The sequence below is a fragment of the Thalassotalea sp. LPB0316 genome (genome assembly GCF_014898095.1).
Lineage (GTDB): Bacteria > Pseudomonadota > Gammaproteobacteria > Enterobacterales > Alteromonadaceae > Thalassotalea_G.
The window spans coordinates 1455530-1482463 of the sequence record NZ_CP062946.1 but is presented as its reverse complement, the minus strand read 5'-3'; the positions used below and the strand labels follow the sequence as shown (position 1 = coordinate 1482463).

25 protein-coding genes are annotated in these 26934 nt (G+C 42.4%); 14 read left to right on the top strand and 11 right to left on the bottom strand.

Annotation, left to right across the window (positions count from 1 at the left end; all coding sequences use genetic code 11):
* Nucleotides 1-26: 26 nt before the first annotated feature.
* The 7 genes from LP316_RS06505 to LP316_RS06475 form a co-directional block, all read right to left on the bottom strand.
* Nucleotides 27-1757, bottom strand: coding sequence for a thiamine pyrophosphate-binding protein (locus LP316_RS06505; protein WP_193023511.1), 1731 nt, complete (start codon nucleotides 1755-1757; stop codon nucleotides 27-29).
* A 15-nt stretch (nucleotides 1758-1772) separates the two neighbouring features.
* The gene (locus tag LP316_RS06500) at nucleotides 1773-3227 is read right to left on the bottom strand and encodes an NAD-dependent succinate-semialdehyde dehydrogenase (RefSeq protein WP_193023510.1); all 1455 of its coding nucleotides are present in this window, start codon (nucleotides 3225-3227) and stop codon (nucleotides 1773-1775) included.
* A 293-nt stretch (nucleotides 3228-3520) separates the two neighbouring features.
* Nucleotides 3521-3874 carry a 50S ribosomal protein L19 gene (gene rplS / locus LP316_RS06495; RefSeq protein WP_193023509.1) on the bottom strand — a complete coding sequence of 118 codons (354 nt, stop codon included), beginning with the start codon at nucleotides 3872-3874 and terminating at the stop codon, nucleotides 3521-3523.
* Nucleotides 3875-3887: 13 nt separating this feature from the next.
* Nucleotides 3888-4631 carry a tRNA (guanosine(37)-N1)-methyltransferase TrmD gene (trmD, locus tag LP316_RS06490; RefSeq protein WP_413470673.1) on the bottom strand — a complete coding sequence of 248 codons (744 nt, stop codon included), beginning with the start codon at nucleotides 4629-4631 and terminating at the stop codon, nucleotides 3888-3890.
* Nucleotides 4632-4655: 24 nt separating this feature from the next.
* The gene (rimM, locus tag LP316_RS06485; RefSeq protein WP_193023508.1) at nucleotides 4656-5186 is read right to left on the bottom strand and encodes a ribosome maturation factor RimM; all 531 of its coding nucleotides are present in this window, start codon (nucleotides 5184-5186) and stop codon (nucleotides 4656-4658) included.
* A 33-nt stretch (nucleotides 5187-5219) separates the two neighbouring features.
* Entirely contained in the window at nucleotides 5220-5468 is a 249-nt protein-coding gene (gene rpsP / locus LP316_RS06480; RefSeq protein ID WP_044835858.1) for a 30S ribosomal protein S16, read from the bottom strand.
* Between the two features lie 299 nt (nucleotides 5469-5767).
* Entirely contained in the window at nucleotides 5768-6862 is a 1095-nt protein-coding gene (locus tag LP316_RS06475) for a glycosyltransferase family 4 protein (protein WP_226960820.1), read from the bottom strand.
* Between the two features lie 159 nt (nucleotides 6863-7021).
* On the opposite strand from LP316_RS06475, the gene lpxL reads away from it, so the two are divergent.
* A complete protein-coding gene (gene lpxL / locus LP316_RS06470; RefSeq protein ID WP_193023507.1) occupies nucleotides 7022-7966 on the top strand; it encodes an LpxL/LpxP family Kdo(2)-lipid IV(A) lauroyl/palmitoleoyl acyltransferase in 945 nt (314 codons plus the stop codon).
* A gap of 43 nt (nucleotides 7967-8009) precedes the next feature.
* Nucleotides 8010-8708, top strand: a complete 699-nt coding sequence (locus tag LP316_RS06465; RefSeq protein WP_193023506.1) for a TcpQ domain-containing protein — start codon at nucleotides 8010-8012, stop codon at nucleotides 8706-8708.
* Nucleotides 8709-8727: 19 nt separating this feature from the next.
* On the opposite strand, the gene glnE is transcribed toward LP316_RS06465, so the two are convergent.
* Nucleotides 8728-11595, bottom strand: a complete 2868-nt coding sequence (glnE, locus tag LP316_RS06460; protein ID WP_226960819.1) for a bifunctional [glutamate--ammonia ligase]-adenylyl-L-tyrosine phosphorylase/[glutamate--ammonia-ligase] adenylyltransferase — start codon at nucleotides 11593-11595, stop codon at nucleotides 8728-8730.
* 173 nt (nucleotides 11596-11768) lie between these two features.
* Between glnE and LP316_RS06455 the strand changes: the two genes are divergently transcribed.
* From LP316_RS06455 to LP316_RS06420, 8 genes are all read left to right on the top strand, one after another.
* On the top strand, nucleotides 11769-12731 hold the full coding sequence (locus LP316_RS06455) for a hypothetical protein (protein WP_193023505.1): 963 nt from the start codon (nucleotides 11769-11771) through the stop codon (nucleotides 12729-12731).
* Nucleotides 12732-12739: 8 nt separating this feature from the next.
* The gene (locus tag LP316_RS06450; protein ID WP_193023504.1) at nucleotides 12740-13642 is read left to right on the top strand and encodes a DUF350 domain-containing protein; all 903 of its coding nucleotides are present in this window, start codon (nucleotides 12740-12742) and stop codon (nucleotides 13640-13642) included.
* Between the two features lie 21 nt (nucleotides 13643-13663).
* Nucleotides 13664-15370 carry a polyamine aminopropyltransferase gene (locus LP316_RS06445; RefSeq protein WP_193023503.1) on the top strand — a complete coding sequence of 569 codons (1707 nt, stop codon included), beginning with the start codon at nucleotides 13664-13666 and terminating at the stop codon, nucleotides 15368-15370.
* Nucleotides 15371-15484: 114 nt separating this feature from the next.
* Complete coding sequence (locus LP316_RS06440) at nucleotides 15485-15898, top strand: YjfI family protein (protein ID WP_193023502.1); 414 nt, start codon at nucleotides 15485-15487, stop codon at nucleotides 15896-15898.
* Between the two features lie 20 nt (nucleotides 15899-15918).
* Entirely contained in the window at nucleotides 15919-16608 is a 690-nt protein-coding gene (locus LP316_RS06435; protein ID WP_193023501.1) for a PspA/IM30 family protein, read from the top strand.
* Between the two features lie 53 nt (nucleotides 16609-16661).
* Complete coding sequence (locus LP316_RS06430) at nucleotides 16662-17297, top strand: hypothetical protein (protein WP_193023500.1); 636 nt, start codon at nucleotides 16662-16664, stop codon at nucleotides 17295-17297.
* A 2-nt stretch (nucleotides 17298-17299) separates the two neighbouring features.
* The gene (locus tag LP316_RS06425) at nucleotides 17300-17626 is read left to right on the top strand and encodes a hypothetical protein (protein ID WP_193023499.1); all 327 of its coding nucleotides are present in this window, start codon (nucleotides 17300-17302) and stop codon (nucleotides 17624-17626) included.
* Nucleotides 17627-17712: 86 nt separating this feature from the next.
* Nucleotides 17713-17973, top strand: coding sequence for an Lpp/OprI family alanine-zipper lipoprotein (locus LP316_RS06420; RefSeq protein WP_193023498.1), 261 nt, complete (start codon nucleotides 17713-17715; stop codon nucleotides 17971-17973).
* 137 nt (nucleotides 17974-18110) lie between these two features.
* Here the strand turns inward: LP316_RS06420 and LP316_RS06415 are convergent, their stop codons facing one another.
* Both LP316_RS06415 and LP316_RS06410 read right to left on the bottom strand, forming a co-directional pair.
* Nucleotides 18111-18971 carry a L,D-transpeptidase family protein gene (locus LP316_RS06415; RefSeq protein WP_226960818.1) on the bottom strand — a complete coding sequence of 287 codons (861 nt, stop codon included), beginning with the start codon at nucleotides 18969-18971 and terminating at the stop codon, nucleotides 18111-18113.
* Nucleotides 18972-18991: 20 nt separating this feature from the next.
* Nucleotides 18992-20494 carry an inorganic triphosphatase gene (locus LP316_RS06410; protein WP_193023496.1) on the bottom strand — a complete coding sequence of 501 codons (1503 nt, stop codon included), beginning with the start codon at nucleotides 20492-20494 and terminating at the stop codon, nucleotides 18992-18994.
* A gap of 193 nt (nucleotides 20495-20687) precedes the next feature.
* On the opposite strand from LP316_RS06410, the gene LP316_RS06405 reads away from it, so the two are divergent.
* Genes LP316_RS06405 through LP316_RS06395 form a run of 3 tightly spaced genes read left to right on the top strand, consistent with a single transcriptional unit; the run spans nucleotide 20688 to nucleotide 23886 of the window.
* Nucleotides 20688-21287 carry a TIGR04211 family SH3 domain-containing protein gene (locus tag LP316_RS06405; RefSeq protein WP_193023495.1) on the top strand — a complete coding sequence of 200 codons (600 nt, stop codon included), beginning with the start codon at nucleotides 20688-20690 and terminating at the stop codon, nucleotides 21285-21287.
* A gap of 14 nt (nucleotides 21288-21301) precedes the next feature.
* Nucleotides 21302-22789 (top strand): capsule assembly Wzi family protein, encoded by a 1488-nt coding sequence (locus LP316_RS06400; protein ID WP_193023494.1) that lies wholly within the window; start codon nucleotides 21302-21304, stop codon nucleotides 22787-22789.
* Between the two features lie 8 nt (nucleotides 22790-22797).
* Complete coding sequence (locus tag LP316_RS06395; RefSeq protein ID WP_193023493.1) at nucleotides 22798-23886, top strand: glycosyltransferase family 4 protein; 1089 nt, start codon at nucleotides 22798-22800, stop codon at nucleotides 23884-23886.
* A gap of 18 nt (nucleotides 23887-23904) precedes the next feature.
* Here the strand turns inward: LP316_RS06395 and LP316_RS06390 are convergent, their stop codons facing one another.
* Nucleotides 23905-24960 (bottom strand): CDP-glycerol glycerophosphotransferase family protein, encoded by a 1056-nt coding sequence (locus tag LP316_RS06390; RefSeq protein ID WP_413470672.1) that lies wholly within the window; start codon nucleotides 24958-24960, stop codon nucleotides 23905-23907.
* A 396-nt stretch (nucleotides 24961-25356) separates the two neighbouring features.
* Between LP316_RS06390 and leuA the strand changes: the two genes are divergently transcribed.
* Entirely contained in the window at nucleotides 25357-26931 is a 1575-nt protein-coding gene (gene leuA, locus LP316_RS06385) for a 2-isopropylmalate synthase (RefSeq protein WP_193023491.1), read from the top strand.
* Nucleotides 26932-26934: the final 3 nt, after the last annotated feature.

Below are 26934 nucleotides of genomic sequence, written 5' to 3'. Positions count from 1 at the left end.
CGCCTACTCCCCATTGGAACAGTTTATTACCCGGTAATTTTTCGCGTTAACGCCCGAGAAACAATGCGCAGTTTATCTTGTAATGGGAATCGCTCGACATTGGTTTTAACTACCCCTTGAGTAAAGCGCGTGCGCTTTGAGTATTCAATCGCCACATCAACAATCACCGTTTTATGAGTTTTCATTAAACTTAGCGCTTGTTCGACGACATCATTAATTTCATCGTTATTATTAATGCGTAAATAGTGACTCCCCGTTGCTTGGGCGATACCAGAAAAGTCAACCTTGCCGAGCTGAGTACAGGTTTTGCGGTTATATGGGATTTCTTGTCCTTGTGAAATTTGGCTGAGTTCACCGTCATTAAACACGAAGTACACTAAACCCAGTTCGTGTTGGTTTGCAGTCACTAATTCCATACAGGTCATCATAAACGCACCATCGCCTACCACAGAGACAACTTGTCGGTCAGGGTTGGCAATTTTTGCACCTATTGCTGCCGGCACAGCGTAGCCCATACAGTTAAAATCGGTTGGCGAGATAAACGAGCGCTGTTGGCTAAAAGGCATTAATTCAGCCGTTAAAAAGGTATGATTACCATCATCAACCACAAACAGGCAATCCTGTGATAATGCGCTGTCGAGTTGCGAAAACAGTGCCGCGGGGTTCACTCTATCAGTTGCTAATTCACGCCATTCTTGTTGATAAGCTTGTTTGGCTTGTTCGATATTATTTTGAATTTGCTGATTGTGTTGAGCGCCTATCGATAGTTTTTCAGCTAACTGATTGAGCTGACTCACAGCTTGTTTAGCATCAGCGCAGATGGCGACTTTCGCTGGGTAATTTTGATCAAATACCGCTTCATCGATATCAATGTGAATCAGCTGCTCGGGCACGGTTATGCCATAACTACCGGTCGGAATTTCTGAAAAACACGTGCCAATAGCAACTAAGCAATCACAATCAGCAAAAGCTTGCTCTGCGGCTGGCACCGCGTGGCGACCAAAACTCATACCGACATGTAATGGGTGATCACTTGGCACAACCGACAAGCCTTGCAAGGTAGTCGCTATCGGCATATTAAACCGCTCGGCTAAGGCAAGTACTTCACTTCGAGCGTTTTTCGCACCCCAACCAACAAACATCGCCGGCTTTTTCGCAGTCTTTAACAGGTCAGCTGCTTGATTCAGTAAGCTTTCGCTAACCGCTTGGCTAGTCGATAGTGGTTGAAACTCAGGTAGGTGTTTAACTTCACCTTTAAATAATTGAATATCAACAGGTAATTCCACTAACACAGGGCCGGGCTTGCCAGAGGTAGCAATGCGATGCGCCCTAAAAAGGGTCGCGACGATTTCATTGTGATTCTCAATTCTAAAACCGGCTTTCGTGATCCCCTTAGTCAGCTCAAGTTGATCAATTTGATGTAATTGATATTGCTTGCCTGTTGAGCGATTAATACCGCCAGTTATTACCAACATACCAATACCGTCGAGATAAGCTTCACCAATACCACTCATGGCGTGCGTTAACCCCGCCGCAGGAACGATTACCAAAGTTCCCAAACTCGACGTAGTTCTGGTCACAGCATCTGCCATAAATGCCGCCGATACTTCATGGGTCACTAGGTGTGGGGTGATCATTTCAGAATTATTTAACTCGTCGTAAAGCTCAGTATTGTGAACACCCGGAATACCGAAAGTATGCTTGATCCCCAGTTGCTCTAATGCGTATCTTGCTAACCATGCGCCTGTTTTTTTCATTGTTGTACTCTCTTTTTATAATGCGCCGTGACAAAGGTACTTAACGTCTAGGAAATCGTCGAGACCATATTTAGATCCTTCGCGACCATAACCTGACTGCTTCACACCACCAAAAGGTGCGGCGGCGTTTGAAATAACCGCGTCATTAATCCCCACCATGCCGTAGTCGAGTTGTTCGCTAAAGCGATTCACTCTTTTTAGCTGTTGCGTAAAGAAATAACACGCTAAACCGTAGTCGGTATCATTGGCTTGTGCTAGTACCGTATCGTCATCATCAAAAGCTATTAACGCTAACACTGGGCCAAAAATTTCAGCTTGAGTAATTGCGTCGCCGTGACTAACATTGGTTAGTACGGTTGGTGGATAAAAAGCATTTTCAGGCGCTGTCGGTAAACCACCTATTTGCACTTTCGCACCTTGTTCGATAGCGCCCGCCACCAATTGATGCACGTGTTTCGCCGCCTGATGATGAATTAAACAGCCAATGTTATTTGTTGGCTCTAAACCATCACCTTGTTTTAACTCGCTAACACGCTCAACTAGCATTTGGCTAAATTGCTGGTAAACCGATTCATGCACGTAGATTCGATTGGCACTAATACAGGTTTGGCCGCAATTTCTAAACTTATTCGCCATTAAAGCGTTTATAGCAACCTCTAAATCGGCATCGTCAAAAACAATAAATGGCGCGTTGCCACCTAGCTCCATAGACACCCGTTTAACGGTATTGGCACATTGCGCGGTTAATAATTTGCCAACGCGGGTTGAACCAGTGAAAGTGAATTTGTTGATCAGTGGATGTGTGGTGAGCACTTCACCAATTACTTGCGCGTTCTCACCAACTACCACGTTAAACAAACCATCAGGTAAGCCCGCTTGTTGCGCTAAATAAGCAATTGCTAGGGCTGATAACGGGGTTTCTGCCGCTGGTTTAACGATAAAACTACAGCCAGCTGCAAAAGCCGCTGCTGCTTTTCTGGTGATCATCGCGTTAGGGAAATTCCACGGTGTAATTGCGCCAACAACACCAACAGGCTGTTTGATTACCGTAATACGCTTATCTGCTGCCGGCGCTGAAACTGTATCGCCATAAATGCGTTTAGCTTCTTCGCTAAACCACTCCACGAAGCTATTGCCATAAGCAATCTCAGCTTTAGCATCAGCAAGTGTTTTGCCCTGCTCTAACGACATTATTGTCGCTAAGTCATCATGGTTTTCTTCGAGTAAGGTCAACCAGCGCCTGAGTATTCTAGCCTTTTCTTGCGCCGGCACATTTTGCCAGCTTTTTTGTGCCAACGACGAACTTTCAACAGCTTGGTTTAATTGCTTAGCGTCAACTTCAGCAACCTGTATCAAAGTCACATTTTTTGCGGGGTTGGTTACCTCAAAGTGATAATTGGTGGAAACAAACTGACCGTTGATAAACGATCCTTGCTGAATTAGCGCCTGATTTTTAATTAAACTACGCATCTATTTGCACTCCACTGTAATCGTGCCATCTTGGGTACTTAACATCTGCAACACCGAACTAATTTTGTAAGATAAATCATCGTCTTTGCATTTAACGATTAGAATACTTTACCTTACCAGAATTTAATTAAAACGCGGCATTTTCCTAAAAATATCAGTTTAACTAGACAAGCTAGCTTTTTATAACAATATCCACAGCTACGGTCGTTTGACGTTAAATGGTCTATAAAGAAAAAGCGCTTGAATGTTGCCATTCAAGCGCTTTTTTACATGGGTATAACAAGTAATTATTATTACTTCTTCGCCAACTTCTCTTTGATACGTGCAGATTTACCTGAACGCTCACGTAAGTAGTAAAGTTTAGATTGACGAACGTCACCGCGACGCTTAACTGTAATAGAGTCAACTAATGGGCTATGTGTCTGGAATACACGCTCAACACCAACACCGTTCGATACTTTACGAACAGTGAATGCAGAATGTAAGCCGCGGTTTTTAACAGCGATAACAACACCTTCAAATGCTTGAAGACGCTCTTTTTCACCTTCTTTAACTTTTACTTGTACCACTACTGTGTCCGATGGTGCGAACGCTGGTACATCTTTTTTCATTTGCTCTGCTTCAAGAGCTTTAATAATGTTACTCATATTTACCTTCTTCCTAGGATTCACGGTCTGGTTTGGCTTGCTTGATTTTATCAAGTATCACCTGTTGCTCAGCCGTCAGAGCTAGGTCAGTTAAAAGTTCTGGTCTTCTGGTCCACGTTCTTTGCAGCGATTGCTCTAAACGCCAACGTCGTATGTGTTCATGATTACCGCTTAACAATACTTTCGGTACTGATTCACCATCGAGTACTTCAGGTCTTGTATAGTGTGGACAATCTAATAAGCCGCTCGAGAACGAGTCTTGTTCGGCAGATTGTTCATGTCCTAATACCCCAGGAACAAAACGCGCTATTGCATCGATTAAGGTCATCGCCGGTAATTCACCGCCGCTTAACACATAATCACCAACCGACCACTCTTCATCAACTAGTGATTGAATGATCCGTTCGTCTACTCCTTCGTATCGGCCCGCTATAAAAATTAGCTTGCTCGATTGGGATAATTCACGAACCCCATGTTGACTCAGCTTTCGCCCTTGTGGTGACAAATAGATGACCTTAGCATCGTCGCCTAACTGCGCTTTCGCTGCCAGTATGGCGTCGCGTAACGGTTGCACCATCATCAACATGCCTGGACCACCGCCATAAGGTCGGTCGTCAACAGTGCGATGCTTATCATGGGTGAAATCTCTTGGGTTCCACGAGTGAAACTCAATAATTTCGTTACGTATCGCTCGGCCTGTCACCCCATACTGTGTGATCGCATCAAACATTTCAGGAAAAAGGCTAATTACCCCTATCCTAAGCTTTACGCTACTCACAGTTTAAAAACCTGGGTCCCAGTCAACTGTAATTTGTTTATTTGTCGCATCAACCGTTTTAACCACTTGTTCAAAAAGATACGGAATTAATCGCTCTTTCTTACCAAAGCCGTCATTGCGGTTTGCTTTTACAACCAATACATCGTTAGCGCCAGTTTCCATGAGATCTGTTACTTCGCCAAGGTTATAGCCTTGCTCGGTAACGACCGTCATGCCAATAAGGTCACGCCAATAAAAATCACCTTCTGGTAATTCTGGCAATACGCTTTGGTCAACGGCAATTTCATAACTAACAAAGCTTTGAGCTAAGTCTCTGTCATCTACGCCGTCAAATTTAGCGATCAAACCATTATTGTGCTTGCGCCAATCGGTAACCGTAACTGATTGTACTTTTCCACCTAATTTTAATGACCAAGGTGAATAGTCAAATATATCTTCGGCGTTTTCGGTAAACGAATGAATTTTTAACCAACCTTTGATACCGTAAACAGAGCCTACTTTACCTAACGTGATTAAGTTATTTACATCATTCACAACTAAAAACTCCTAATCTGATAGTGCAAGTTATTAAGCAGCAGCTTGTGCGTCTTTAACTAACTTAGCCACTCGATCAGATAAACCAGCGCCTTGACCAACCCAGTGGTTGATGCGGTCTAGGTCTAAACGTAATTTTTCCGCTTGACCTTGTGCTGTTGGGTTGAAGAAACCTACTTTCTCGATGAAACGACCATCGCGAGAGTTACGGCTGTCTGCAACAACTACCTGATAGAATGGACGCTTTTTAGCGCCACCACGAGCTAAACGAATGGTAACCATATCGCCCTCTATTAATTTAAATGTTAAAACGAATATCCAGACATTCCTATCACGTTGGTGATAGAAAAGCTCGCGTATTCTACGCTTTTTTAGCGAGAAAGCAAGTTAAACAACCTGTTCTAGATAATTAATTTACTTGGCTAAAACCGTGTGATTAATAAGATTGAGATATTTTTGGATTGACTGTGGAGTAGCTAGCTTTTTATAGGTGACTATGATGCCAAGAAATAAGTCAAGAAAAACAGATGGCAGCGCTTCACCAACTGCCCTCTAAAAATAGCACGGTTAGTTTGCGAGTATCACATCAACGATTTAAAAAAGTCGCATAATTCTTTGGCTTCACGCTCAACGGTATAATGTTCAATAATTCTCTGGCGACCTGCTTTGCCCATCGCATCGAGCTGTTCTTGATCACTTAGCATTACATCGAGTTTTTCTGTTACCGCATCGAGATCGTTGATTGGCACGATATAGCCATCGACTCCCGGCCTTACCACTTCAGGCCACGCCCCCGCTTGCGATGCTAAAACAGCGGCTTCACTGCTCATTGCCTCGAGAATCGTTAAGCCAAACCCTTCGTTGTCACTCAGCGCTGCAACCAAGGATAGCGAGCTAAATATTTTAGGAATATCAGCAAAGTTTTGTTCACCGGCAAAAACAATGCGATCAGCAAGCCCAGCTTGTTCAATTTTAGCTTTGAGCTCATCAACAAATTCTTGATTGCTCGTTGAAATTGCACCAACGACGACAGCAGTGTAGTCAGGATACTTGTCCAATACTCGAATACAGCCTTCGACAAAAAGGTGAACACCTTTTTGTTTTCTTACCCGCCCTAAAATTGCAATACCGCGTTTTGCTTTAATCGCATGGTCAGGTAAGATGTTTAACGCTTGCCACTGTTGCTGTTTATCCGCTGGGGGCTGATAGGCATTAACGTCAATCCCGTGATAGATGATGGCATCAGGCGCTTTGTGTAAATAACTGGCTGACGCTTTACACATCGCGATAACAGCATCCATTTTATCTGTCAGCCACTTAGTAAACCCTGCGCGACGGCGTTGCGCAGCTGAACTAAAAACAATCTTAATTTTTGCTCGAAATAAATGCTTCAACAACAACGCTTGAATCATTTCATCAACTCGTCTTGCTTGAAAAACTCTATACCTGCCGTCACTTAAAGGTTTTCGACACATTTTGGCTACTTGCCAAAAGCTCATGGCTAAGCTGGGATCAGGTAAATGATGTTTGCCCATCACACGGAGGTTCATGTGTTTGCGCTGGTGAGGTAAGACTTGCAACATAGTCGAGGTAACACCAGAAAAATTTGAATTAGAATTACCTACAATTAACTCAATTTCATTGTTTTCGGTACGCGTTGACGGCGTTTCAATCATTTACTTTTTCACCCACTGATTTGTCTTGTGCCTTATTTTACGTGAAGAAAACGCTATAACACAGTCCTTTATCACATTTTCTATCAATATCTTTATTCGCTATTCATCACTATTGGCGTATAATTCGCTGCCATAACACGCAAGCAGAAATGGTTTATTTTGAGTAGCAATAAAGTCTTACAACCTAATTTTAAACTATCGTTTTTTCTACCCAAATATTGGTTTACTTGGATTGGTGTTTTGATCCTCTATACCATTTCATGGTTACCTTACAAATTGCAATTAGCACTTGGTCGCGTTGTTGGCCGGTTATTAATGAAGGTTGGCTCTAGCCGCCAACGCGTTGCTAAAACCAATCTAAAACTGTGCTTTCCTGACATGCCTGAAGATGAGCGCGAGCGAATGCTCAAGGCAAACTTTGAAAATACCGGCATTGCGCTGTTTGAAACAGGCATGGGCTGGTGGTGGCCAAACTGGCGTGTTGAACGCAAAGTAACAGCAAAAGGCCTAGAGCATATTGAACAAGCTAATGCACAAGGCAAAGGCGTACTGTTACTGGCGTTGCACAACTTAAGCGCAGAATTGAGTTGCCGGGCGATGGGTACGCAACACCCGACGGTGGTTTTTTATCGTCCACACAATAATGAATTAATGGAATACTTTCAATTTCGGGGGCGTGGTCGTTCTAACAAATACATGTTGGGCAAGCGTGATGTCAAAGGCTTAATTAAAGCCTTGCGAGAGAAAGAGAGTTGTATTTATTTGCCGGATCAAGATTACGGTCGCAACAAAAGTGAGTTTGTTCCATTTTTTGCCGTTAAAGAAACAGCCACTACCACTGGTACCTTAATATTTGCTCGCCAACCTGATGTTGTTACTATGATGGTGATCCCTACTCGAAATGAAGACGACTCGGGCTATACCATTGAAGTTTTACCGCCACTTGAAGGCTTTCCGACCGATAATGATGTCGCTGATGTTACCCGAATTAATCAGGAGCTTGAAAAAGCGATTTTACGAGCACCTGAGCAATATATGTGGTTGCACCGCCGATTTAAAACAAGACCAAACCCTGATGATCCTTCATTGTATAAAAAAGCATAATTGAGTAGAGTAAAGGTCTGAATAACAAGCTGTATATACTTTTATGACGTTCTGGATTAGAAATCTTATTTTTGGCGCAATATTAGCTGGCGTAGCATATGTCTTATTGGCAAACCTCGACATGATCTCAGATTTTGCCAACAGCTTTACCCAATCGACCGAGCAAAAAAGCGAAGACGATACGCAAGAAACCTTTAAAACAGACGCTGCACCTACGGCTAAACCAACGCCTGAATCTCAAGACGAGCGCAAATCGAGTAATAGAGCCGCAGAAGGGTTATCGAACTTTTATGCCAGCATTCGACCGGGTTTAGACGGTAAAGGGCCTGTCATTCGCAAAAACATCGTTTATTTGAATCAGCCAGAAGGTAGTTTGGAAGATATTTTAGAAGCTCGAAAAATGATCACCCGCCCATATCGCAAAAATTGGCGAGGTGACCGTGAAAATCGCCCTTTTAGGACCGGTGAAACCTTATATCAAAAGCTTGATGAATACGGCCAACAACAAGGCTTAGAGATCGTATGGTGGTTAGACAAAGACTTTATTGTTAAAGATCCTTTCCGCATTGATCGCAATATCGTTAGAACTTCATATCAAATTGGCAAGGCTATTGAAGGACACTTTGAAAATGGTGTCGATGTTTACTTTTGCCATCAGCACCGCAACATCACCTTAATTAGCGGCGAAAACAATTATTTAGCCCAAAACTGTACCCTACTCGATGCGCAAAATGCTGGTTAATACCAGCATTTCTACTTGGCTAAGAGGTTAACAACTTGCTACATAGTTGGTGAGTTTTCGCCATCATAGCCAAAATATTAGGCTCACTTGTCGCGCTATCAATATTTTGTAGTGTGGCTATATGACCTTGGTTTCGCAGTAACTGATAAGTTTGAATAAGCAGCTCAGCATCATTTTCAGAGATAATCTGCTCCGCCACTAAACTTTCAAATATGCGGATATTGTCACTGTAAATACACACCTTGGGTGATTGGTGAGCGTGTTTCAACACTAGGTACTGCGCTAAGAACTCAATATCAACGAGTCCGCCTTTACCGTGTTTTAAACTCACGGCCTCACTTGAAGATAAATCTAAATGCTGGCGCATTTTTTCACGCATTTCGACGACATCTTTTAACAGGCTTTCGCTTTGCCTAGGCTGCGTTAAAATTTGCTGGCGAATATCATTAAATTTATCAACCAATGTCGATTCACCATAAATACCTCTCGCCCTGACAAGTGCCTGGTGCTCCCATGTCCACGCTTCTTCTTGCTGGTAAGTTAAGAAATTATCCATATGCACAACCAACATCCCAGAATTACCCGACGGGCGTAAACGCATATCTAGCTCGTAGAGCATACCGCTGGCCATTCGGGTATTAAAAATATGCATGATGCGCTGCGCCAATTTCATATAAAACTGGGTTGCTGGCACTTGTTTTTCTCCATTGGTCAGCTCATTAGCATCAATATTATGAAGAAATACTAAGTCTAAATCTGAGCTATAACCGAGCTCGATGCCGCCCATTTTACCGTAACCGATCACCACTAGGCCTTTATCGTCAGTCCCCTGTAATGATGATGGAATGCCAAACCGGCGGCTGGTATGGCTCCATGCCTGATGGATCACTTCATGTAAAATAGCCGCCGCCAATGCAGTTAAGTGATCGCTTACTTTCATCAAGGGTAATACACCGCTTACATCTGCTGCTGCAATTCTCAATTGTTGCGCTTGTTTGAAATGGCGCAAGCCATCCATTTGGGCTTCGACATCTTCTTCAGGAATGCGCAGTAAATGCAGTTGTAAATCGGGTAAATAACTACTCAAAGAAGGCGGGTTATGCAGTAACTTAGGATCAATTAACTCATCGAGTAGAATCGGAAATTTGGCAATGTACTCACTGATCCACTCACTGGCTAAGCACAGTTTAATTAACTGCTTTAACGCGCCTTCGTTTTCATATAACAATTCTAAGTAGGCCGTACGAGTACTAATGCGGTTAAAAATAGTGATGACCCTAGCCAGTATCAAACTTGCCTGTTGCTCTTGGCTAATAAACAGTAAAACTCGCGGCATTAATTTATCAAACATTTGTCGGCCACGTGGGCCAATACTGCGCTTGCTTAATTCTTGTCGAAACTCAACTAATACCTTGGCAATATGCTCGGCATCAATATTCGGTGCATGCTCGTGAATCAAGCCAGTTAAGTCAGATTCAAGCTCAAGCGACAGCCAAATGTTTTGCCAATGATGATCATCACCACTGTGTTTTGGGCTTTCTTCACCGATCAGCAGGTTAAATTCATTGTGTACCGCGTCCATGTGTATTTTTAATTGCTCAAGAAAAGCCGACCAGCTTGCAAAGCCCATCACACAAATTAATCGCTGTTGATTTAAGTCAATATCAGGCAAGGTTTGCGTTTGTTCATCATTTAACGCTTGGATAATATTTTCCGCACGCCGTAAAAAGCAATAGGCTTGCTCAAGCGTGTCGGCACTTTGTTTTGAAAGCTCACCGTGTTTAACCAACTTAGGTAACACACTTAACAAATTGCGCTCTTGTAATTCCACTTTGCGGCCGCCGCGAATTAGTTGGAACACTTGCACGATAAACTCAATTTCTCGAATGCCGCCAGCACCGAGCTTTATATTATTGTGCAAGCGTTTGCGACGCGCTTCTTGAGCGATCATCATCTTCATTTTACGCAAGCTTTCAATCACACTAAAGTCAATGTATCGCCTGAAAACAAAGGGGCGCAACATGATTTGTAGCTGCTCGTGATAATCGCTTTGACCAATTAACCGGGCTTTTAACATCGCATAACGCTCCCAATCACGCCCTTGCTCTTGGTAGTAATCTTCGAGGGCGTTAAAGCTCATCACTAAAGGACCACTTTCGCCAAACGGCCTTAATCGCATATCTACGCGGTAGACAAAACCATCAGCGGTTTGTTGATTAAGTGCAGTAATTAACTTTTGCCCCAAACGAGTAAAGTATTGATGATTGTCAATTGACTTGCGCGCGCCAATTGTTTCGCCAGCTTCAGGATAAGTAAAAATGAGATCGATATCTGAGCTAAAATTCAGCTCTTTGCCGCCGAGTTTACCCATCGCATAAACGAGTAACTGTTGCGGTTTACCTTGGGCGTTAACTGGCTGACCCCACTTCACTTGGCAGTCATTGTGTAGCCATTCCAAGGCTTGGTTTATTAAATTATCTGCTAACTCAGATAATGCCTGTAAACACTGTTTAAGTGGCTGCTCAAATACCAAATCAGCAAAAGCAATGCGCGTCATTGCCAGTTGGCGAAACTGCCTTAGGGCTTGATGAAGCTGCTGCTCACTTTGGCACTGGCTTAGACGCTGTTGTAAATTCGTTTGATAATTCTGCTTAGCCAAAACATAAAAATCAGGCGTTGACACTAACGCGACAAACTCGCTAGGCATTTGCATTGCGACTCGGTAAATAAAATCGCTTAAGCCAAAGCCGGCTTGAATAATGGGTTGAATATCTTGAGATATTTCAACAGCTTCAGCAGTATTCATCTGCTCTAAAAACAATTGCCAATACCGCTGGGATTTTTCGACAATAGCGGGGGCTAAATCTGTCATGGGGTTATTTGGCACGAGGCTGTCCTTTATCATGTTAAAACTTGAGCGTATTATCTTACTTAGCTTATCATTGATGACATTTAGTGACGTTAAAATAATAAAAATTTACCAATTAACGTTAGACATATTATGTCACAAGTGCTAAAAAGATGAATTATATTGGCATTTTTGAAGGAGCCGAGACAAAAATGCAACCGATTAAGGTTCTTAGTTTTTTATTTGTGTTCTTGCTTAGCGCCTGCTCAGACCCCGTGGCGCAACAAATAGAGCAGCAAATCCCGATAACCAAAAGCCGAATAGAGGCGCTTAGTCAAGCGTTGACTTCAGGCCAGGTCACTAACGCCGCATTGATCAATCAATACGCGCAAAAAGTAACAGCGGCAAAGCCTGAGCTTGCCGATATCGTTAAAGTGATTGCCCGTGATGCTACGCCTACCGGCCCCATGTATAAAGGGTTGATGGATAGGTTTGACCAAGCACAAAACATGCCCCAATTATTTAGCACCAAGGAAGAGCGCTATCAAGAATTACTCAATATTTATCAAGCTGCGGATCCCATTTTATTTTCCGATGCATTGAGCGATCCACTCAATGTTTTAGCTGACATGTCTGACGGCATGTTACCGCGCGTCAACGCTTTATCAAAAGCGCAGAGCATGCAAGCTAATGGCGCGCAAGATTTCGGTGTCGGTGAACAGCTGATTGGTAACCCGAATTACGGTCAATGGCAAACAGGTAGTAATGGCTTATCGTTTTGGGAATGGTACGGTATGTACGCCCTGATGGATAATCTTTTTGGCTCTAGAAGAGTTTACTATAGCGATTGGGGACGCTACCGAAATTACAGCTATTACAGCGACTACGGTCGCACGCGTTATAGCTCGCCAAGTAGTTTGCGAAAACAAGTCAACCTTGATAATAGAACACGTAAATCTTTTGAAAGTAAGGGGCAGAAATACACCAGCGCATATGCCAAAAATCGCACCGGTGCCTCGAGTATTTCACAAAAGAGTAAAGCAGCACAAACTAACGCGAATCGCTTTCAAAAAACGACCACTAACAAAAGTGCATACGCGAGCAGCAACAAGAAAAACGCAAGCTTTAGAAATAGCAGAACAAATACTTCTCGTGGCACGAGACGAGGCAAATAGGAAGAACAATGAACAGCTTTATCGAATTTAGTGCAGTAAGCCAAGAGCTTTTAATATACCTAGCAATTGATGTGTCGATTGCCATCCTTCTACTCGGTGCAATGCGATTTATCTCAGGCTTGTCTGCCAATGTAAATACCACGGATGAATTATCTAAACAGGATAATTTTGCTTTCGGTATTAGCGTCGCAGGTAGTTTTCTTGCCTTGGGCTTAGTGCTTACCGGCGCGATCACTGGTGAAGCCGCTGATAGCTATTTATGGGAAGCAATTGGTATGTTGAGCTACGGTATTTTTGGTATCGTGTTAATAAAAATTGGCCGTGTTATCCATGATAAATTCGCCCTCCAGCACATTGATAAAACCCAACAAATCCTCAACAAAAACATTAGTGTGGGTATCGTCGATGCCGCTGGCGTAGTGGCTACCGCCATTGTCATTCGCGCAGTCCTACTATGGGTACACGGTTTAACTGTCTATACCTTTATCGCCATACTGTCAGGTTTTATTGTTTCGCAAGCGATGTTAGTTATTGTTACTCGAATAAAAGAACGTCACTACGCAAAGCACAATCAAGCAGACTGCATGCAAGAAGCTTTAGCCAATGGCCAAATAGCGATTGCCATTCGTTACGCTGGCCAAGTCATTAGTACAGCACTTGCGGTAACCGCGGCAAGCCACTTCTTTAGTTACAACGAATATGCAATTTTACCGAACCTATTAGGTTGGTTAATTTTTGGCATCGCGTTAACCATTACCGTGTCAATCCTGACAACCATAGCGAAAAAACTGGTCTTGTTTGGTATTAACTTAATCGAAGAGGTCGATCAACAACACAATATTGGTGTTGCTTGTGTTGAAATGGCAATTAGTATCTCAATTGCGCTAATTTTAACAGCACTTATGGCCTAGTTCGCCGCCTGCCAATTTGTTATGTCTGATACCAAAAAGTTTTTTTGGGACGATAGCTTACTCATTTTGACCATGGCTCTGCTTGCCGGCTGTGGTCTAATTTATGAGTATTTGTTATCCCATTATGCCGGTCGCGTGCTTGGTGTGATGGAAAGTACCATCTACACCATGATCGGCTTGATGATCGTTGCCATGGGGGTTGGCGCTTTCGCCGCGCGATTCGTCAAATGCGCCTTTAACGGCTTTCTCTACCTCGAACTGATTATTGCTTTTTTAGGCACTACGGCCATTCTCACCATCGGAGGGCTGATTGCGATTAGCCAATTATTGCCTCACATCATCGCTGAAACCTTTGCCCTGCCACCTGATGCGATGCCGAAAGGCGGTTGGTTAAAAAGTCTGAACTGGTTAGCCATGAAATCTCCCTATTTCTTTGGCTTTTTACTCGGTTTTTTCATTGGTATGGAAATCCCGTTAATTGCCCGCGTTCGAGAAATTGTCCACCAAAAACACTTAGCTAATAACCTTGGCACTATGTATGGTGCCGATTACATTGGCGCGGGCATAGGTGCTGCAATTTGGGTAACGGTATTACTGACTATCGATATCAATGAAGCCGCTGCAATTACTGCAAGTATCAACTTACTTGCCGGCTTAATGTTTATGTCGCGCTATTGGGCAATGATAAAACACAAAACACTGCTGCTATCTGGTCATATCTTGTTGTCACTGTTGGTATTAGTGGTTTTTAACTACGGCAATCAATGGCTAAACCAAATGAGTAATTTACTCTACCTCGATAAAGTCGTTTATTCGGATAAAACCCGTTATCAACAGCTCACCTTTACTGAGCGCAGACTAGGCCATAATCAAGATACCGTGATTAATTTTTACTTGAATGGTCGTTTGCAATTCTCTTCATCTGATGAATTTATCTATCACGGCTATTTAGTTGAGCCCGCTCTAGCAGGCTCAGCCCGCCAAGATAACATTTTGATCATCGGTGGCGGTGATGGTTTGGCCCTTCGCGATGTTTTGCGCTGGCAACCAAAGCAAGTCACCTTGATTGATCTCGATGAAAAACTAATGTCGCTTTTTCGCCAGCCAGAACAACATTTACCGAAAAAGCTAGCAGGCCAAATCCAGGCGCTAACCCAAGACAGTTTTGCCGACCAACGCGTTGAAGTGATTGCAGCAGATGCCTTTTTGGCCATCGACGAACTGCTCAAACAACAGCGTTATTACGACGCCATAATCATAGACTTACCCGACCCTAGCCACCCTGATTTAAACAAACTCTACAGTGTCAATTTCTACGCTCGGATCAACCAGTTGTTATCAGGTGATGGCCTACTCGCCATTCAATCAACTAGCCCATATCACGCAAAAAATGCCTTTATAGCCATAGGCAATACCGTTGAAGCGGCTGGCTTTTTACATGTTGAGCAATACCATGACAATGTACCAAGCTTTGGTGAGTGGGGTTGGACGATTGCCGCAAAATCGGGCGCATCTCCTTATCAGAGGCTAGCTGCATTGCCGCAACTACCCAACAATCATTTATGGCTAACAAAAAATTTAGTGTTATCGGCCTTTGAATTTCCGCAAAACTTCTACCAAGATAAAGACGATATTCCAGTTAACTATTTGGGGAGCCATGTAATTTATCAGCTCCACCAACAAGCGTGGCAAAGCCAACAAGGATTAAACAACGCTCATTTACAATAAAGTTGAAACTAACGCTTGACATAATATGTCTAAGTGCTACATTTGACACCGAGACATAATATGTCTTAAACACTATTGGGTTACCAATGAGCTTCTTATTACATGAGGAAAAACATGAATATTCATAAGATAGCAGACCATCTAAACACGCTAGCTGACAATTCAGATACAGGATTAGTTTTTGATTGCCAGCCAATTGCCGGCGAAGTAGATGTGTTACAAATCTCTGTTATTGGTCGTGAAGAGCTACCGATCTTTGTTTCGGTAACCGACGATCAAATTTTATGCATCACTTACCTTTGGGGTGAAGATGAAGTTAAACCAGGCAGCCAAGCAGATATGCACACGAGTATGTTGGAAATGAATATCCCAATGCCGCTGTCTTCATTTTCTAAGATTGGTGACAAATACGTTATTTTTGGTGCGTTGTCGATGAGCTCATCATTCCACGACATTGAGCATGAACTCGCAGTACTGAGTAACAACGCCTTAGAAGTTATCGATGATATGAGTGAATACCTCGTTTAAGTTTCCATCAGGAGTATATTATGAGCATTTTTAAAAAGATTATGACCGCTGTACGTGGTGGAGCAACTGAGGTTGGCGAAGCCATTGTTGACGCTAATTCTACCCGTATTTTTGAACAAGAAATTCGCGATGCCGAAAACCACTTAACCAAGGCCAAGCGCGATTTAACTGGTGTAATGGCACAACAAATGTCAGCGTCACGTGAAGTTGATCGCATCAAACGCGATATTGCAGAACACGAAGGTTACGCAACGCAAGCGCTTGAACAAGGCAATGAAGCCTTAGCCCTTGAAGTGGCAGAAAAAATTGCCAGCTTAGAGAGCGAATTAAGCACCAATCAGCAATCGCTTGAAAGCTTTGAAACAAACGCCGTGCGTTTAAAAGAGTTAGTGAAAAAGTCTGAACGTCAAATCACTGAGTACAAGCGTCAGTTATCTATGGTTAAAACAACTGAAAGTGTACAAAAGGCGACGTCAGCGATTACCGATAACTTTTCTTCGTCAAACTCGAAGCTACTTAACGCGAAAGACTCACTTGAGCGTATCAAAGCTAAGCAACAAAAGTTTGATGATCAGTTAAAAGCTGCAGAAGTATTAGAGTCAGAAACCTCTGATAACTCACTAGAAGCTAAACTAAAAGCAGCAGGTATTGGCGCACAAGACAACAACGCAAACTCTGTATTAGAGCGTTTAAAAGCCAAGCAAAAGTAAATCTAAACCTGATACCGCCAGCGTGAATACGCTGGCGTTTTAGTAGGTACACAATGAGTTTTTTTAAAAAATTATTTAGCGACGATAAACCTGCTCGCCAACTTACCCAAGTTGACCAACTCCAAATCAAAGACATTATCGTACTAAGCGATAGCTTTGCCCTACCAGAGCAACTGCGAAAACAGCAACTTGAAGTCATTGAGATCAACAGTTATGAATTTGAACACCACACCAATACCGAATGGGTATTAATGGGTACAAGTGGTGAGAAAATCTATTTAACACTCGACGTTGATGACAGCAAGTACATCAAGTTTTCCTACGAAATAGAGCGTGATGATGTTGCTAGGGTATTTGATTTAGACCAATTTGCTTTGATTTTTGACGAAGCACCGTGCGAATTAACTACCGTAGAAAAAGACCCAACACTTGGCCGGTGGTTAGACGAACACTACCATCGTCAAGCTTTCGCTCAAATCGGCTACTTTCATCGCAAAGATCATCGCAGCCAAGCGCTTTCATCTTATGAAGGAAAAGATGCCGGCGAACAGTTTGAACAATACTCTTTGTACAACGACGATGAAAGTAAAGGGGTAGATATAGAAGTGTGGCAAGATGGCGACACCGATGTGTTTCTTACCTTGTTTAGACCTGTTAGCGATATCAAAGACATGTTCCCGGGAAGTTAATCATGAGCAACCGCAAAGTACCTGAGAAGTGGCAGTCATCATTAAAAGCCGCAAAAGCGACCCAAGTTGCATTTGATATGGATGAGAAAATTCAACTCGCCATCCGTCAAGAGGCATTGACTCAGGGCTTGAGTCCTTCAGATCAAATCCGCCATATACTCGGTTTACCGATTAACCGTCGCCCCAAGCGCCCTCGCCTGACGGTAAGCTTAAGTGCAGATGATTATCAGGTACTCGGTGAGAAATACGATATTTCACCGAGTGAACAACTTGAAATCAAGAAAAAGCTGATGGAAGAATTAATTAAGCACGTGATTGATAACGCTTAAAATTGTTTTGGACAAATTTTCAACTATTGTTAAAGTATGCATAACAACGTTATCTTATAGAATAAACAATAAGTAAGGGAAAAATCATGTTAAAACGAAACATTGCTGTAGCGGGAATCGTCGTGTTAATGGCGGGTTGTTCAAACACTAGTGCGTTAGAGGCAAAAGTGGATCAACTAACAAACAAAGTAGACAACCTTTCTAACCAAGTAAGTGCGCTTGAGAAAAAAGTTGACGCTAACGCAAGTGCGATCAACGATGCCAAAATGATGGCAAAAGATGCTCAAATGGCGGCAAAAGAAGCCAATGCCAAAGTCGACAACATGGTATCGACTTACAAAAAATAACGGGTAGACTGTTGAGTGAAAAGCCGATGATGACATCGGCTTTTTTATACCAAGTGAATGAAATATTTTATCACTCAGCGAGCTTAATTCACTTGGTGTTATTCTCCTGTGCGGAAAAATCAGCGGTGTTCCCTTGCTTACAAAGCAACCACTAAACCCGTTGGCTTATCGAGTAAAGGCGAGACGGCTTGTTGTTCTTTTTCACTTTGGAGAAAGTTAGCTAAAATTCTTTGATATTTACTGTCGGTGAGGCGCTCACCATCACTTAAGGGGCGATGCACTTCAATGTGCTTGCCTGTTGTTTCATAAGACATTTTAATCGGTTGATCAATAATTCTCACCACAGTACCTTCGGGCACATTGTTATAGAGCCACTCAATATCATCATCAAATAAACGTATACAACCCGAGCTCGAACGCATACCTATACCTATTCGTTGGTTAGAGCCGTGAATAAGATACTCACTGGTGCCTAGTCGAAGGGCATATTTACCGAACGGGTTATCAGGCCCTGCTGGTACTTCTTTAGCTAGCGGCTTACCGTGTTCAGCTAAATAACGCGCTTGCATCTCTTTCGTTGGTCGCCACACAGGATCTTTGCGCTTTTCGCCGATATAACTTTTAGTTTTCGGTGTCGCCAAGCCTTGCTTGCCAATGCCTACTGGAAAAACGTGAACAATGGCGCTTTCAGCTGAGAAATAATACAACCGCAATTCGGGTAAGTTAATCACAATGCCCTCATGGGGAACGAATGGCAGTAACATTTTATTGGGAATTATCATCTTACTGCCAACGGCTGGTAAGAAAGGATCAAGCTCAGGATTTGCATCAATCAAGGCTAAAAATCCGACATTGAACTTTTCAGCTATCGCTTGAAAATAATCGCCTTCGCGAACGGTATAATGAAAATCTTGGCCGATCAGCCGAGATTCAACTTGCGGCAATAAATACGGTTTAGCCTCAACCATATAGCTACAAATTGCCAGCCAAAGTGTCATAAAAAAACGCATGTTACTTGTTAATCTCGCCAGTAAGGAATAATAGATAGCGCGTGCTGATGAGACTGTGAAATGGTGTCGACTAAGTGCTCTATTTTCATATCAAACCAACTACAGAGTTTTTCATTTCGAGGCGATAATGCATCAAGCTGCTCGTCGAGTAACCACAAGGTCTGTAACTCATTCATCCCCTCTAGCACATCTAGCCATGCATTGCGGTAATTTTGACGAATTGAATCCTCGAAAAAAGCGCCGAGCCAATTGCCGGTGAGTAGACTTCTAATGAGCTGCTTGCGTTGACTTAGTAGTCTTTTAGCTACATCGATATAATGCGTTTGCTCACCGCCTAATTGTGCTTGTGATAATGACTGTTCGAGCTTTTGTGCGGCGAACGCTCTGGTATCTTGGTCACTTGGGCTAACCTTTATCGTCTTATTGATGATGAGCTCAAGCAACGTTAACTGCAAGTTGTTAAAGCGTTCGCTAACCATTAGCTTTTTAACTTGCTCTTCATCTGGAAAGCGTCGATGTTCAAGTTTAAGCTGCTCAACCAATTGCTCAGAATAGTCAATTTTCTTGCGATACGCCCCCGACTTATTCATCAATTCCGTAAACAATTGAGCATTATCAACCCATGAAAACAATTTGATAAAATGTGATAGATCTTTTCTCACGGTATCGCGTTGTTGCTCATCTACAATATGTTGCTCAAATAACCAAAAGCCGTGACGAATCAATATTAGGCTATCGACAAAGTCGCCCAATATGTCTAATTTTGGTTGTGCTAAATAACCTGCAACACACAGTTGTAAATGCTCAAGGGCTTGTGCCATGCCCGTGTAAAAAACGGTCGACAAATCCGCTTTACGTTCAGTTTGAACAACGGGTAACCGGCTAGGATAAGACATTTCTCTGTGATGAAATAAGTTATACCCTCTGGCAGCTTTGCTTTCGAGCCCTGGCCTTAACGACAAACAGCTAAACAAACCTTGCGCCAGACTGAATATCGACGTTATATCACCTGTTGTAAGCTCTAATTCAATTTCGTTAATGACACTGCACTTGCCTGACGATGTAATTTCACCAACGTCATAAACTAATTCAACTTCACTGCCGCATGGCATAGTTATCTGCCAAGTATGGCGAACAAAATCAGTTGAAAATAAACAAAGTAGTTGCTCTTGTATTTGCTGTAGATTGGCATGAGTTGGCCAAATATCGGCGGGAAATAGCGCTAACTCGGGTTGGTTAGTGTCAATTTGAACATTATATTCTGGCCGTTTGTGCAAGCCGCCAACGACTTGACCCGCGGTTTTTATTGTTTGCTCGGTCACATTTGGTGTGTCGGGTGCTGAATAGGTTCGCGTTCTCAAACCAAAGTCATAGGTTCTAAGGGTCATTGACAGCGTATCGAAATAGCTATTTTTCAGGTTCTTAACTGAATAATCAACCGGTAACGTTAACGTCGTTAGATACTTGTTTACTTTACTGACAACGTCAGTGTCTTCGACTAAAAATTTCAACTCTATTTCGTCGGCCATATTGCCCTATACATTGAATTTACGATCATTTAGCGTACCACCTAACATACTAAAAGTTCTAGTGCTTAGCAATAATCAGAAATGCCTAAAAAGCCCTGAAATAACAATCTTCTCTTGCCAATAGTCAGTCAAAGCCCTAATATTTTCACACGTTATTTTCCCAATTGGTTAAACCATGAAAGCCGTTACTTATTTTGCTATAGCTTTAACATTATTGGCTCCTGCCACATTTGCCCAAGACTCTGCCCCTGAAACTTCGCTTGAACAAGGCTATATATCCGATGAATTATTCGTATACATGCATGCTGGTGCGGGTTCAAATTATCGTATTGTCGGCAGTATTAATGCCGGTGATGAAATTGCTTTAACGGGTGAGCAAGCCAACGGTTATACACAAATTATCGATGAAAAAGATCGCACTGCATGGGTTGAATCAAAGTTTGTCAGTACCAATCCAAGCCTTAGAGCGGTTATTGCAGAGCTCAACAGTAAACTAGCGAGTAATAACGATAGTAAACAACGCTTGAACGAAGAAATAAGCAATAAACAAGCAACGATCAATGAATTAGAACAGCAAAACGCGGCGTTACAAAGTGACTATGATGCGCTGTCTAAGCAGCATCAAGCATTGCAACTGCAAGTAGACAATCAAGATCTAGAATTGAAAAAACAATATTTTTTCTACGGCGCTATGGTATTAGGTATCGGCCTGATTTTGGGGATTATTTTACCGCATTTAACCGCTAAAAAACGCAAGACCCAAAGCTGGAACTAACCTGAAAGTAGCTCATGAAAATAAAATTTGCCTTAAGTGTCGTAGCACTTTTATGGACAAAAGTTGCCGTTGCAGAGCCTTTTGTCAACACATCTAATTTAGCACTTCGTGCCAGCTTACAAAACTTAGCCGATGCTGGTCAGTTACCCATTCCATTAACCACGTATCCGCTAATGTGGTCCGATATTAACCGAGTATTTAAAGACATTGATCTAGTCACGTTAGACAACGACGTAAAAAATGATTATTTCCACGTTCGATATCACCTACAAAAAGCGTTAGAACAACAAACCACAGTTGAATTAAACGCAGCAACTGATGATCATAGATTTACCTCTTTTGGTGATAATTTTCGCAATAAAAATAATGTAATTGTTGCGACAAGTGATGTTTATGCTAATTTCGCCTACAAGTTTCAGCCAAGTTACACAACCGACCCCATTGAAGGTGATAAAGTCCAATTCAACGATAGTTATGTCGCGGGAAAATGGGGGAATTGGATAGCGACTGTTGGCACCCAAGATAGGTGGTGGGGGCCAGGCTGGGACAGCAATGTGAGTTTGACGAATAATGCCCGCCCGATGCCTGCCATTTCGATTTCACGCAATGAATCGATTCCATTTCACGTACCTTTTACCGACGATTATCAAATTCCTTGGAACGTCACCACTTTTATGGGGCAAATGGAAGAAGAAAGATACGTGCCTAACACCTTGTTGTGGGGGTTTCGGATGAACTTTATGCTGACTGACAATCTAGAGTTCGCCGTTGTCCGCCTAGCCCAATGGGGAGGTGAAGGTCGACCACGAGATTTCAAAACCTTTGTCAATGTTCTACTAGGAAAAGATAACTGCGGTGCTACGGGTAGTTCAGGGTTTGATTGTGACGATGACCGTTCAAATGAGCCGGGTAATCAGCAAGCAGGTTATGATGTTCGCTATGCTGTGAAGATGTTTGATCAACCGTTTACTCTGTATGGTCAGTATTATGGTGAAGACGGCAATGCCAAAAAAGGCTTAAACTTTATCACCAAACCGGCAGTGCTCGCCGGCATAGATACACACTTTAAGTTAGCCAATTACACCGTCAACGCGTACCTTGAATATACCGACACCTACAAAGACTGTAACTGCTTTTATGAGCATCACATATACAAAACAGGGATGCGCTATAAAGGCCGGATAATTAGTAACTTATATGATAGTGATGCATCCACGCTGGTGACTGGCCTTATTGGCCAAAACAGCAAAGGGCAGCAATGGGATGTGAGGCTCAGATATGCAAGATTAAACAGGGATGATATTGATCGATTCCCGGGTTCATCAGACGGTAATTCCGTTACCGATATTGCCGAAGATCTGGTCATGCTTTCAGGCAACTTTCAAGATAACTGGCAAAGATTTACCTATAAAGTTGGCGGCAGTGTGAGTCATTCAAGCTTTCTCGAGAAAGCATCAGAATTAGATGCCATGCTCCACGCTAGTGTTATTTGGCATTACTAGGAGGTTAAATGAAACTATTGATTGTCCCTGACAAAGGTCGTTCGTATACCTCAACTCGGCCTGAAGCTGAAATCTATATTAGTTTAGCCAAACGCGGTCACGACATTACCCTTTGTGCGGACGAATCGAGTGCCTATTTAGAAAAGTACAAACAGGCGAATATCGATGTTCATATCCTCAATTATGGTAAAAAACTGTCGTGGCATAGTATTAAAACGATCAATCGATTAATTAAACAAAAATCTATCGACCTCGTTTATGCAACAACCTCTCGTACGATACCTAATGCTGCGATGGCGTGCATCGGTACATCAGCCAAAATGGTGGCATACCGCGGCACTACTGGCGGCCTTTACAAATCAGATTTGAGTAATTATCTGACGATATTGAGCCCGAGAGTGAACGGTGTTGTTTGTGTTTCAAACGCAGTAACTGATTATGTTAAAGATAAAGTTAGAGCGAGTATCAAAAGCAAGGTCAGAACAATTTACAAAGGCCACGATGTCAACTGGTACAGCCCATCAGGTGCAGAGCTTGAGCAATTTAACACGGATCAAAGTAAGTTTAATGTCGTGTGTGTCGGTAGCCACCGACCCTATAAAGGCATGCACATTTTCCTTGAAGCCCTCTCACACTTAACTGACCTATCTAACCTAAGAGTGATATTAGTTGGCGATAAATTTGAAGGTGAACCTTTCCAACAGCAGATTCAAGCAACTAAAATGGCTGAGAGAATCTGCCAACCCGGCTTCAGACAAGATGTACCAGAAATTGCTAGAGCATGTGACTTGTTGGTTTTGCCGTCGATAAGAGAGGGCTTGCCACGCGTTGTGATGGAATCACTCGCCAATAACACGCCAGTATTAAGCTCGGCCAATCCCGGCGCTATGGAAATCATTACTGATAACGAAAATGGTTATATTGTTCCACTGAACAACGCAATTGAGATGGCCGACAAGATCAGATTTTTGTATGACAACCCTGCTGAACTCGAGAGACTGACAAATAATGCCAGTAAGGTGATTCAAGCTGAGCTGTCTCACGAAAGAACGGTAGACGCCATGGAAGCTTATTTTAGCGAGTTAATCGCTCAATAGCCTCTACATAGTTATAACTTATAGTTTCCAATACCCCAGTCTTTTTCGCATTTTTAATTGACGGAAGATATCAGGTTTTTTCTTAGTCAACTGATGTTTGTTAGCTAAACACTCATCAATAGCTGCCAACACGCGGTATGACGACTTACCATCTTGGTAAGGATGGTTGAGTTCATTATATTGCGCTATGTTTTTCATAAGGTTTGGTGGGCGAGTTAACGCGATTTCAAGTGCCGATTCAACCTCTTCTTTAGTTACCACGTTCAATAGGAAGTCTTTCGGTTCAATATTATTAAAAGTAACAACAGGCTTGTTCAATAAAAGGAACATTAGTAGCACTGAGGAAGTGTCACATAACATAACATCAGCTTGCTTCAGCAGGGGCTTAACATCATCGGTTTCGACAAAGCACAGATGCTCAGATTCTAGGCTTCGATATTTCGCTACAGTTTCTGGTGCCATTTTCGGATGAAATTGGATAAGCCATTGCCATTTACCCGTTTTACTCAACTTGGTAATTAAAGGGAAAAGTGTTTCTGCACACGATAAACGCCTAGAAAATGTTGAACACATTAATACTGTTGGCTTTTCTAATTTTACGACATCAGTGTCATCAAACAGTGTATCTAATGCGCACCAACCAGTCTCTCTGACCATATAGCTCCTTGGCGGCTCCATTAATGCTTTGAATTTAGCGGTAGAGTCAGGACCTTGAGTGCAGTACAAATCAAAACAATTTCTAATTTTAAAGTGATCGTTATTACCATATTTATCGACCTTTCCTGCATCAAAGCCATGAAAAACCGCGACATTAATTCCAGGTAAAAATGTTGGCGCAATATTGCCAGGAAATAAATTAGCATCAGCGTTAAAGCGGATAACATCATCCATTGAAAGCAACCTTACATCACCTTTTTGTAAATAATCGGGGTTAACTTCTTTTCCTTCCAAATACCAAGCAACCATGCCTCCTGACTGCAAGATAGCTTGTTGTAAAGGCCTTAAAATACCAAAAGAATAATTTTGAGAAATAAAAAACAAGTAACGCTTTGCTAATGCCATCAGGTACTCAATCAATTGCAATTATCATCAGCCCCGTATCATATAATATTGCTCGACAAGCTCCAATATAACCGCACCACTTATATTCACCTGCTTTGGCATGTTATTAACTTGCAGTAACATGCTAAACCACTTTAACTTCCCAAAATAAAAATCGAGTAAAAACTCATTTATCCCGTTGACATCAAGCACCTTAATGCGCTATTAATATGTCACTCGAATGAAAAATTTAGAATATTTATTCAAATGACGTATATAACTAAGCACATTTCAATTAACCTCCTCCTCGCGATTAACACGCGCGGATGGTCTGTTGTTGCTTAGTTAACAAGTAAATTACCTAAAACCCGCGCTAGTTATCGCGGGTTTTTTTATGCCCGCATTAATTTGCCAACTTGGAACTTAATGATGGACAACAAGGTTATAATATTTGATACAACGCTTAGAGACGGTGAGCAAGCACTTACCGCCAGCTTATCGGTTAATGAGAAGTTACAGATTGCTCAAGCGATAGAGCGCTTGGGTGTAGACATTATTGAAGCGGGCTTCCCTGTTTCATCACCCGGCGATTTCAATTCAGTACAGCAAATAGCTCGTACGGTTAAAAATTCAATCGTCTGCGGTCTATCTCGCGCGGTTGAAGCTGACATCAAGGCCTGTGCTGATGCGCTGAGTGTTGCCGATCAATTTCGCATTCACACCTTTATTTCAACCTCTGATGTTCACGTTCAGCAAAAATTGAGAAAAGATTTTCAAGATGTCGAAGCGATGGCCATTCACGCGGTAAAATATGCGCGTAAGTTTACTGATGATGTAGAATTTTCATGTGAAGATGCTGGGCGTACACCAATAGACAACTTGTGTAGAATGGTTGAACAAGCGATTAAAGCAGGCGCGACCACAATTAATATTCCCGATACGGTTGGCTACACCCTACCACACGAATTCGGCGGCATTATTACCCAGTTATTTAATCGCGTCCCCAATATCGACCAAGCTGTAATCTCAGTGCACTGTCATAACGATTTAGGCTTAGCCGTAGCAAACTCAATGGCAGCGGTTAATGCCGGTGCTCGCCAAGTAGAATGTACTATCAACGGCATTGGTGAAAGAGCGGGTAATTGTTCATTAGAAGAAATTGCCATGATCATTAAAACACGCCAAGATTTATTAGGCGTGCATACCAATATTCAACATCAAGAAATTGCTAAAACCTCTAAGTTAGTCAGTCATTTATGCAATATGCCAGTACAGCCCAATAAGGCAATTGTTGGCAGCAATGCCTTTAGCCACTCGTCGGGCATTCATCAAGACGGCATGTTAAAAGCAAGTAATACCTATGAAATCATGACGCCAGAAAGTGTCGGTATTAGCAAAACCAAACTGAATTTAACCTCGCGCTCTGGCCGCCATGTTATTAAACATCGCATGGAGAGCTTGGGTTATCACGAATCAGATTTTGATTTAGACACCCTATACCAAGACTTCTTAAAATTAGCCGATAAAAAAGGCCAAGTGTTCGATGATGATTTAGAAGCCTTGCTATTCAACATTCAGCAACAAGACAGTCAAGATCACTTCCAAATTGAGCAAATTAACGTGCAATCAGGTAGCAGCCAATTTGCCACTGCCGGCGTTAAATTAAAGGTTGGTGAAGAGATCGCAATTCAATCAGCTACAGGTAATGGCCCAGTAGATGCCTTGTATCAAGCCATCAAAAAATGTGTCGATTACCCGGTTGAAGTGGCCGACTATAAAATCTCCAATAAAGGTGCTGGTGAAGACGGCCTAGGTCAAGCAAACATCGTTGTAAAATGGCAAGGAAGAAACTTCCATGGCTATGGTATTGGCACCGATGTTATCGAAGCTTCTGGCCAAGCGTTGATTTCGTCATTAAACGCGATTGAACGCGCAAAGAAAATTGCCAACTTACGCGAAGAGCGCCAGCAAAGCGCCGCACAAAAACAACAGAATATGTCATAAAAT

Excerpts from the sequence above, each read along its gene's own strand:
- LP316_RS06505 (WP_193023511.1), bottom strand. The coding sequence starts at position 1,757 with ATGAAAAAAACAGGCGCATGGTTAGCAAGATACGCATTAGAGCAACTG.
- LP316_RS06500 (WP_193023510.1), bottom strand. The coding sequence starts at position 3,227 with ATGCGTAGTTTAATTAAAAATCAGGCGCTAATTCAGCAAGGATCGTTT.
- rplS (WP_193023509.1), bottom strand. The coding sequence starts at position 3,874 with ATGAGTAACATTATTAAAGCTCTTGAAGCAGAGCAAATGAAAAAAGAT.
- rpsP (WP_044835858.1), bottom strand. The coding sequence starts at position 5,468 with ATGGTTACCATTCGTTTAGCTCGTGGTGGCGCTAAAAAGCGTCCATTC.
- LP316_RS06475 (WP_226960820.1), bottom strand. The coding sequence starts at position 6,862 with ATGATTGAAACGCCGTCAACGCGTACCGAAAACAATGAAATTGAGTTA.
- LP316_RS06465 (WP_193023506.1), top strand. The coding sequence starts at position 8,010 with ATGACGTTCTGGATTAGAAATCTTATTTTTGGCGCAATATTAGCTGGC.
- LP316_RS06455 (WP_193023505.1), top strand. The coding sequence starts at position 11,769 with ATGCAACCGATTAAGGTTCTTAGTTTTTTATTTGTGTTCTTGCTTAGC.
- LP316_RS06450 (WP_193023504.1), top strand. The coding sequence starts at position 12,740 with ATGAACAGCTTTATCGAATTTAGTGCAGTAAGCCAAGAGCTTTTAATA.
- LP316_RS06445 (WP_193023503.1), top strand. The coding sequence starts at position 13,664 with ATGTCTGATACCAAAAAGTTTTTTTGGGACGATAGCTTACTCATTTTG.
- LP316_RS06440 (WP_193023502.1), top strand. The coding sequence starts at position 15,485 with ATGAATATTCATAAGATAGCAGACCATCTAAACACGCTAGCTGACAAT.
- LP316_RS06435 (WP_193023501.1), top strand. The coding sequence starts at position 15,919 with ATGAGCATTTTTAAAAAGATTATGACCGCTGTACGTGGTGGAGCAACT.
- LP316_RS06430 (WP_193023500.1), top strand. The coding sequence starts at position 16,662 with ATGAGTTTTTTTAAAAAATTATTTAGCGACGATAAACCTGCTCGCCAA.
- LP316_RS06425 (WP_193023499.1), top strand. The coding sequence starts at position 17,300 with ATGAGCAACCGCAAAGTACCTGAGAAGTGGCAGTCATCATTAAAAGCC.
- LP316_RS06420 (WP_193023498.1), top strand. The coding sequence starts at position 17,713 with ATGTTAAAACGAAACATTGCTGTAGCGGGAATCGTCGTGTTAATGGCG.
- LP316_RS06415 (WP_226960818.1), bottom strand. The coding sequence starts at position 18,971 with ATGACACTTTGGCTGGCAATTTGTAGCTATATGGTTGAGGCTAAACCG.
- LP316_RS06405 (WP_193023495.1), top strand. The coding sequence starts at position 20,688 with ATGAAAGCCGTTACTTATTTTGCTATAGCTTTAACATTATTGGCTCCT.
- LP316_RS06400 (WP_193023494.1), top strand. The coding sequence starts at position 21,302 with ATGAAAATAAAATTTGCCTTAAGTGTCGTAGCACTTTTATGGACAAAA.
- LP316_RS06395 (WP_193023493.1), top strand. The coding sequence starts at position 22,798 with ATGAAACTATTGATTGTCCCTGACAAAGGTCGTTCGTATACCTCAACT.
- leuA (WP_193023491.1), top strand. The coding sequence starts at position 25,357 with ATGGACAACAAGGTTATAATATTTGATACAACGCTTAGAGACGGTGAG.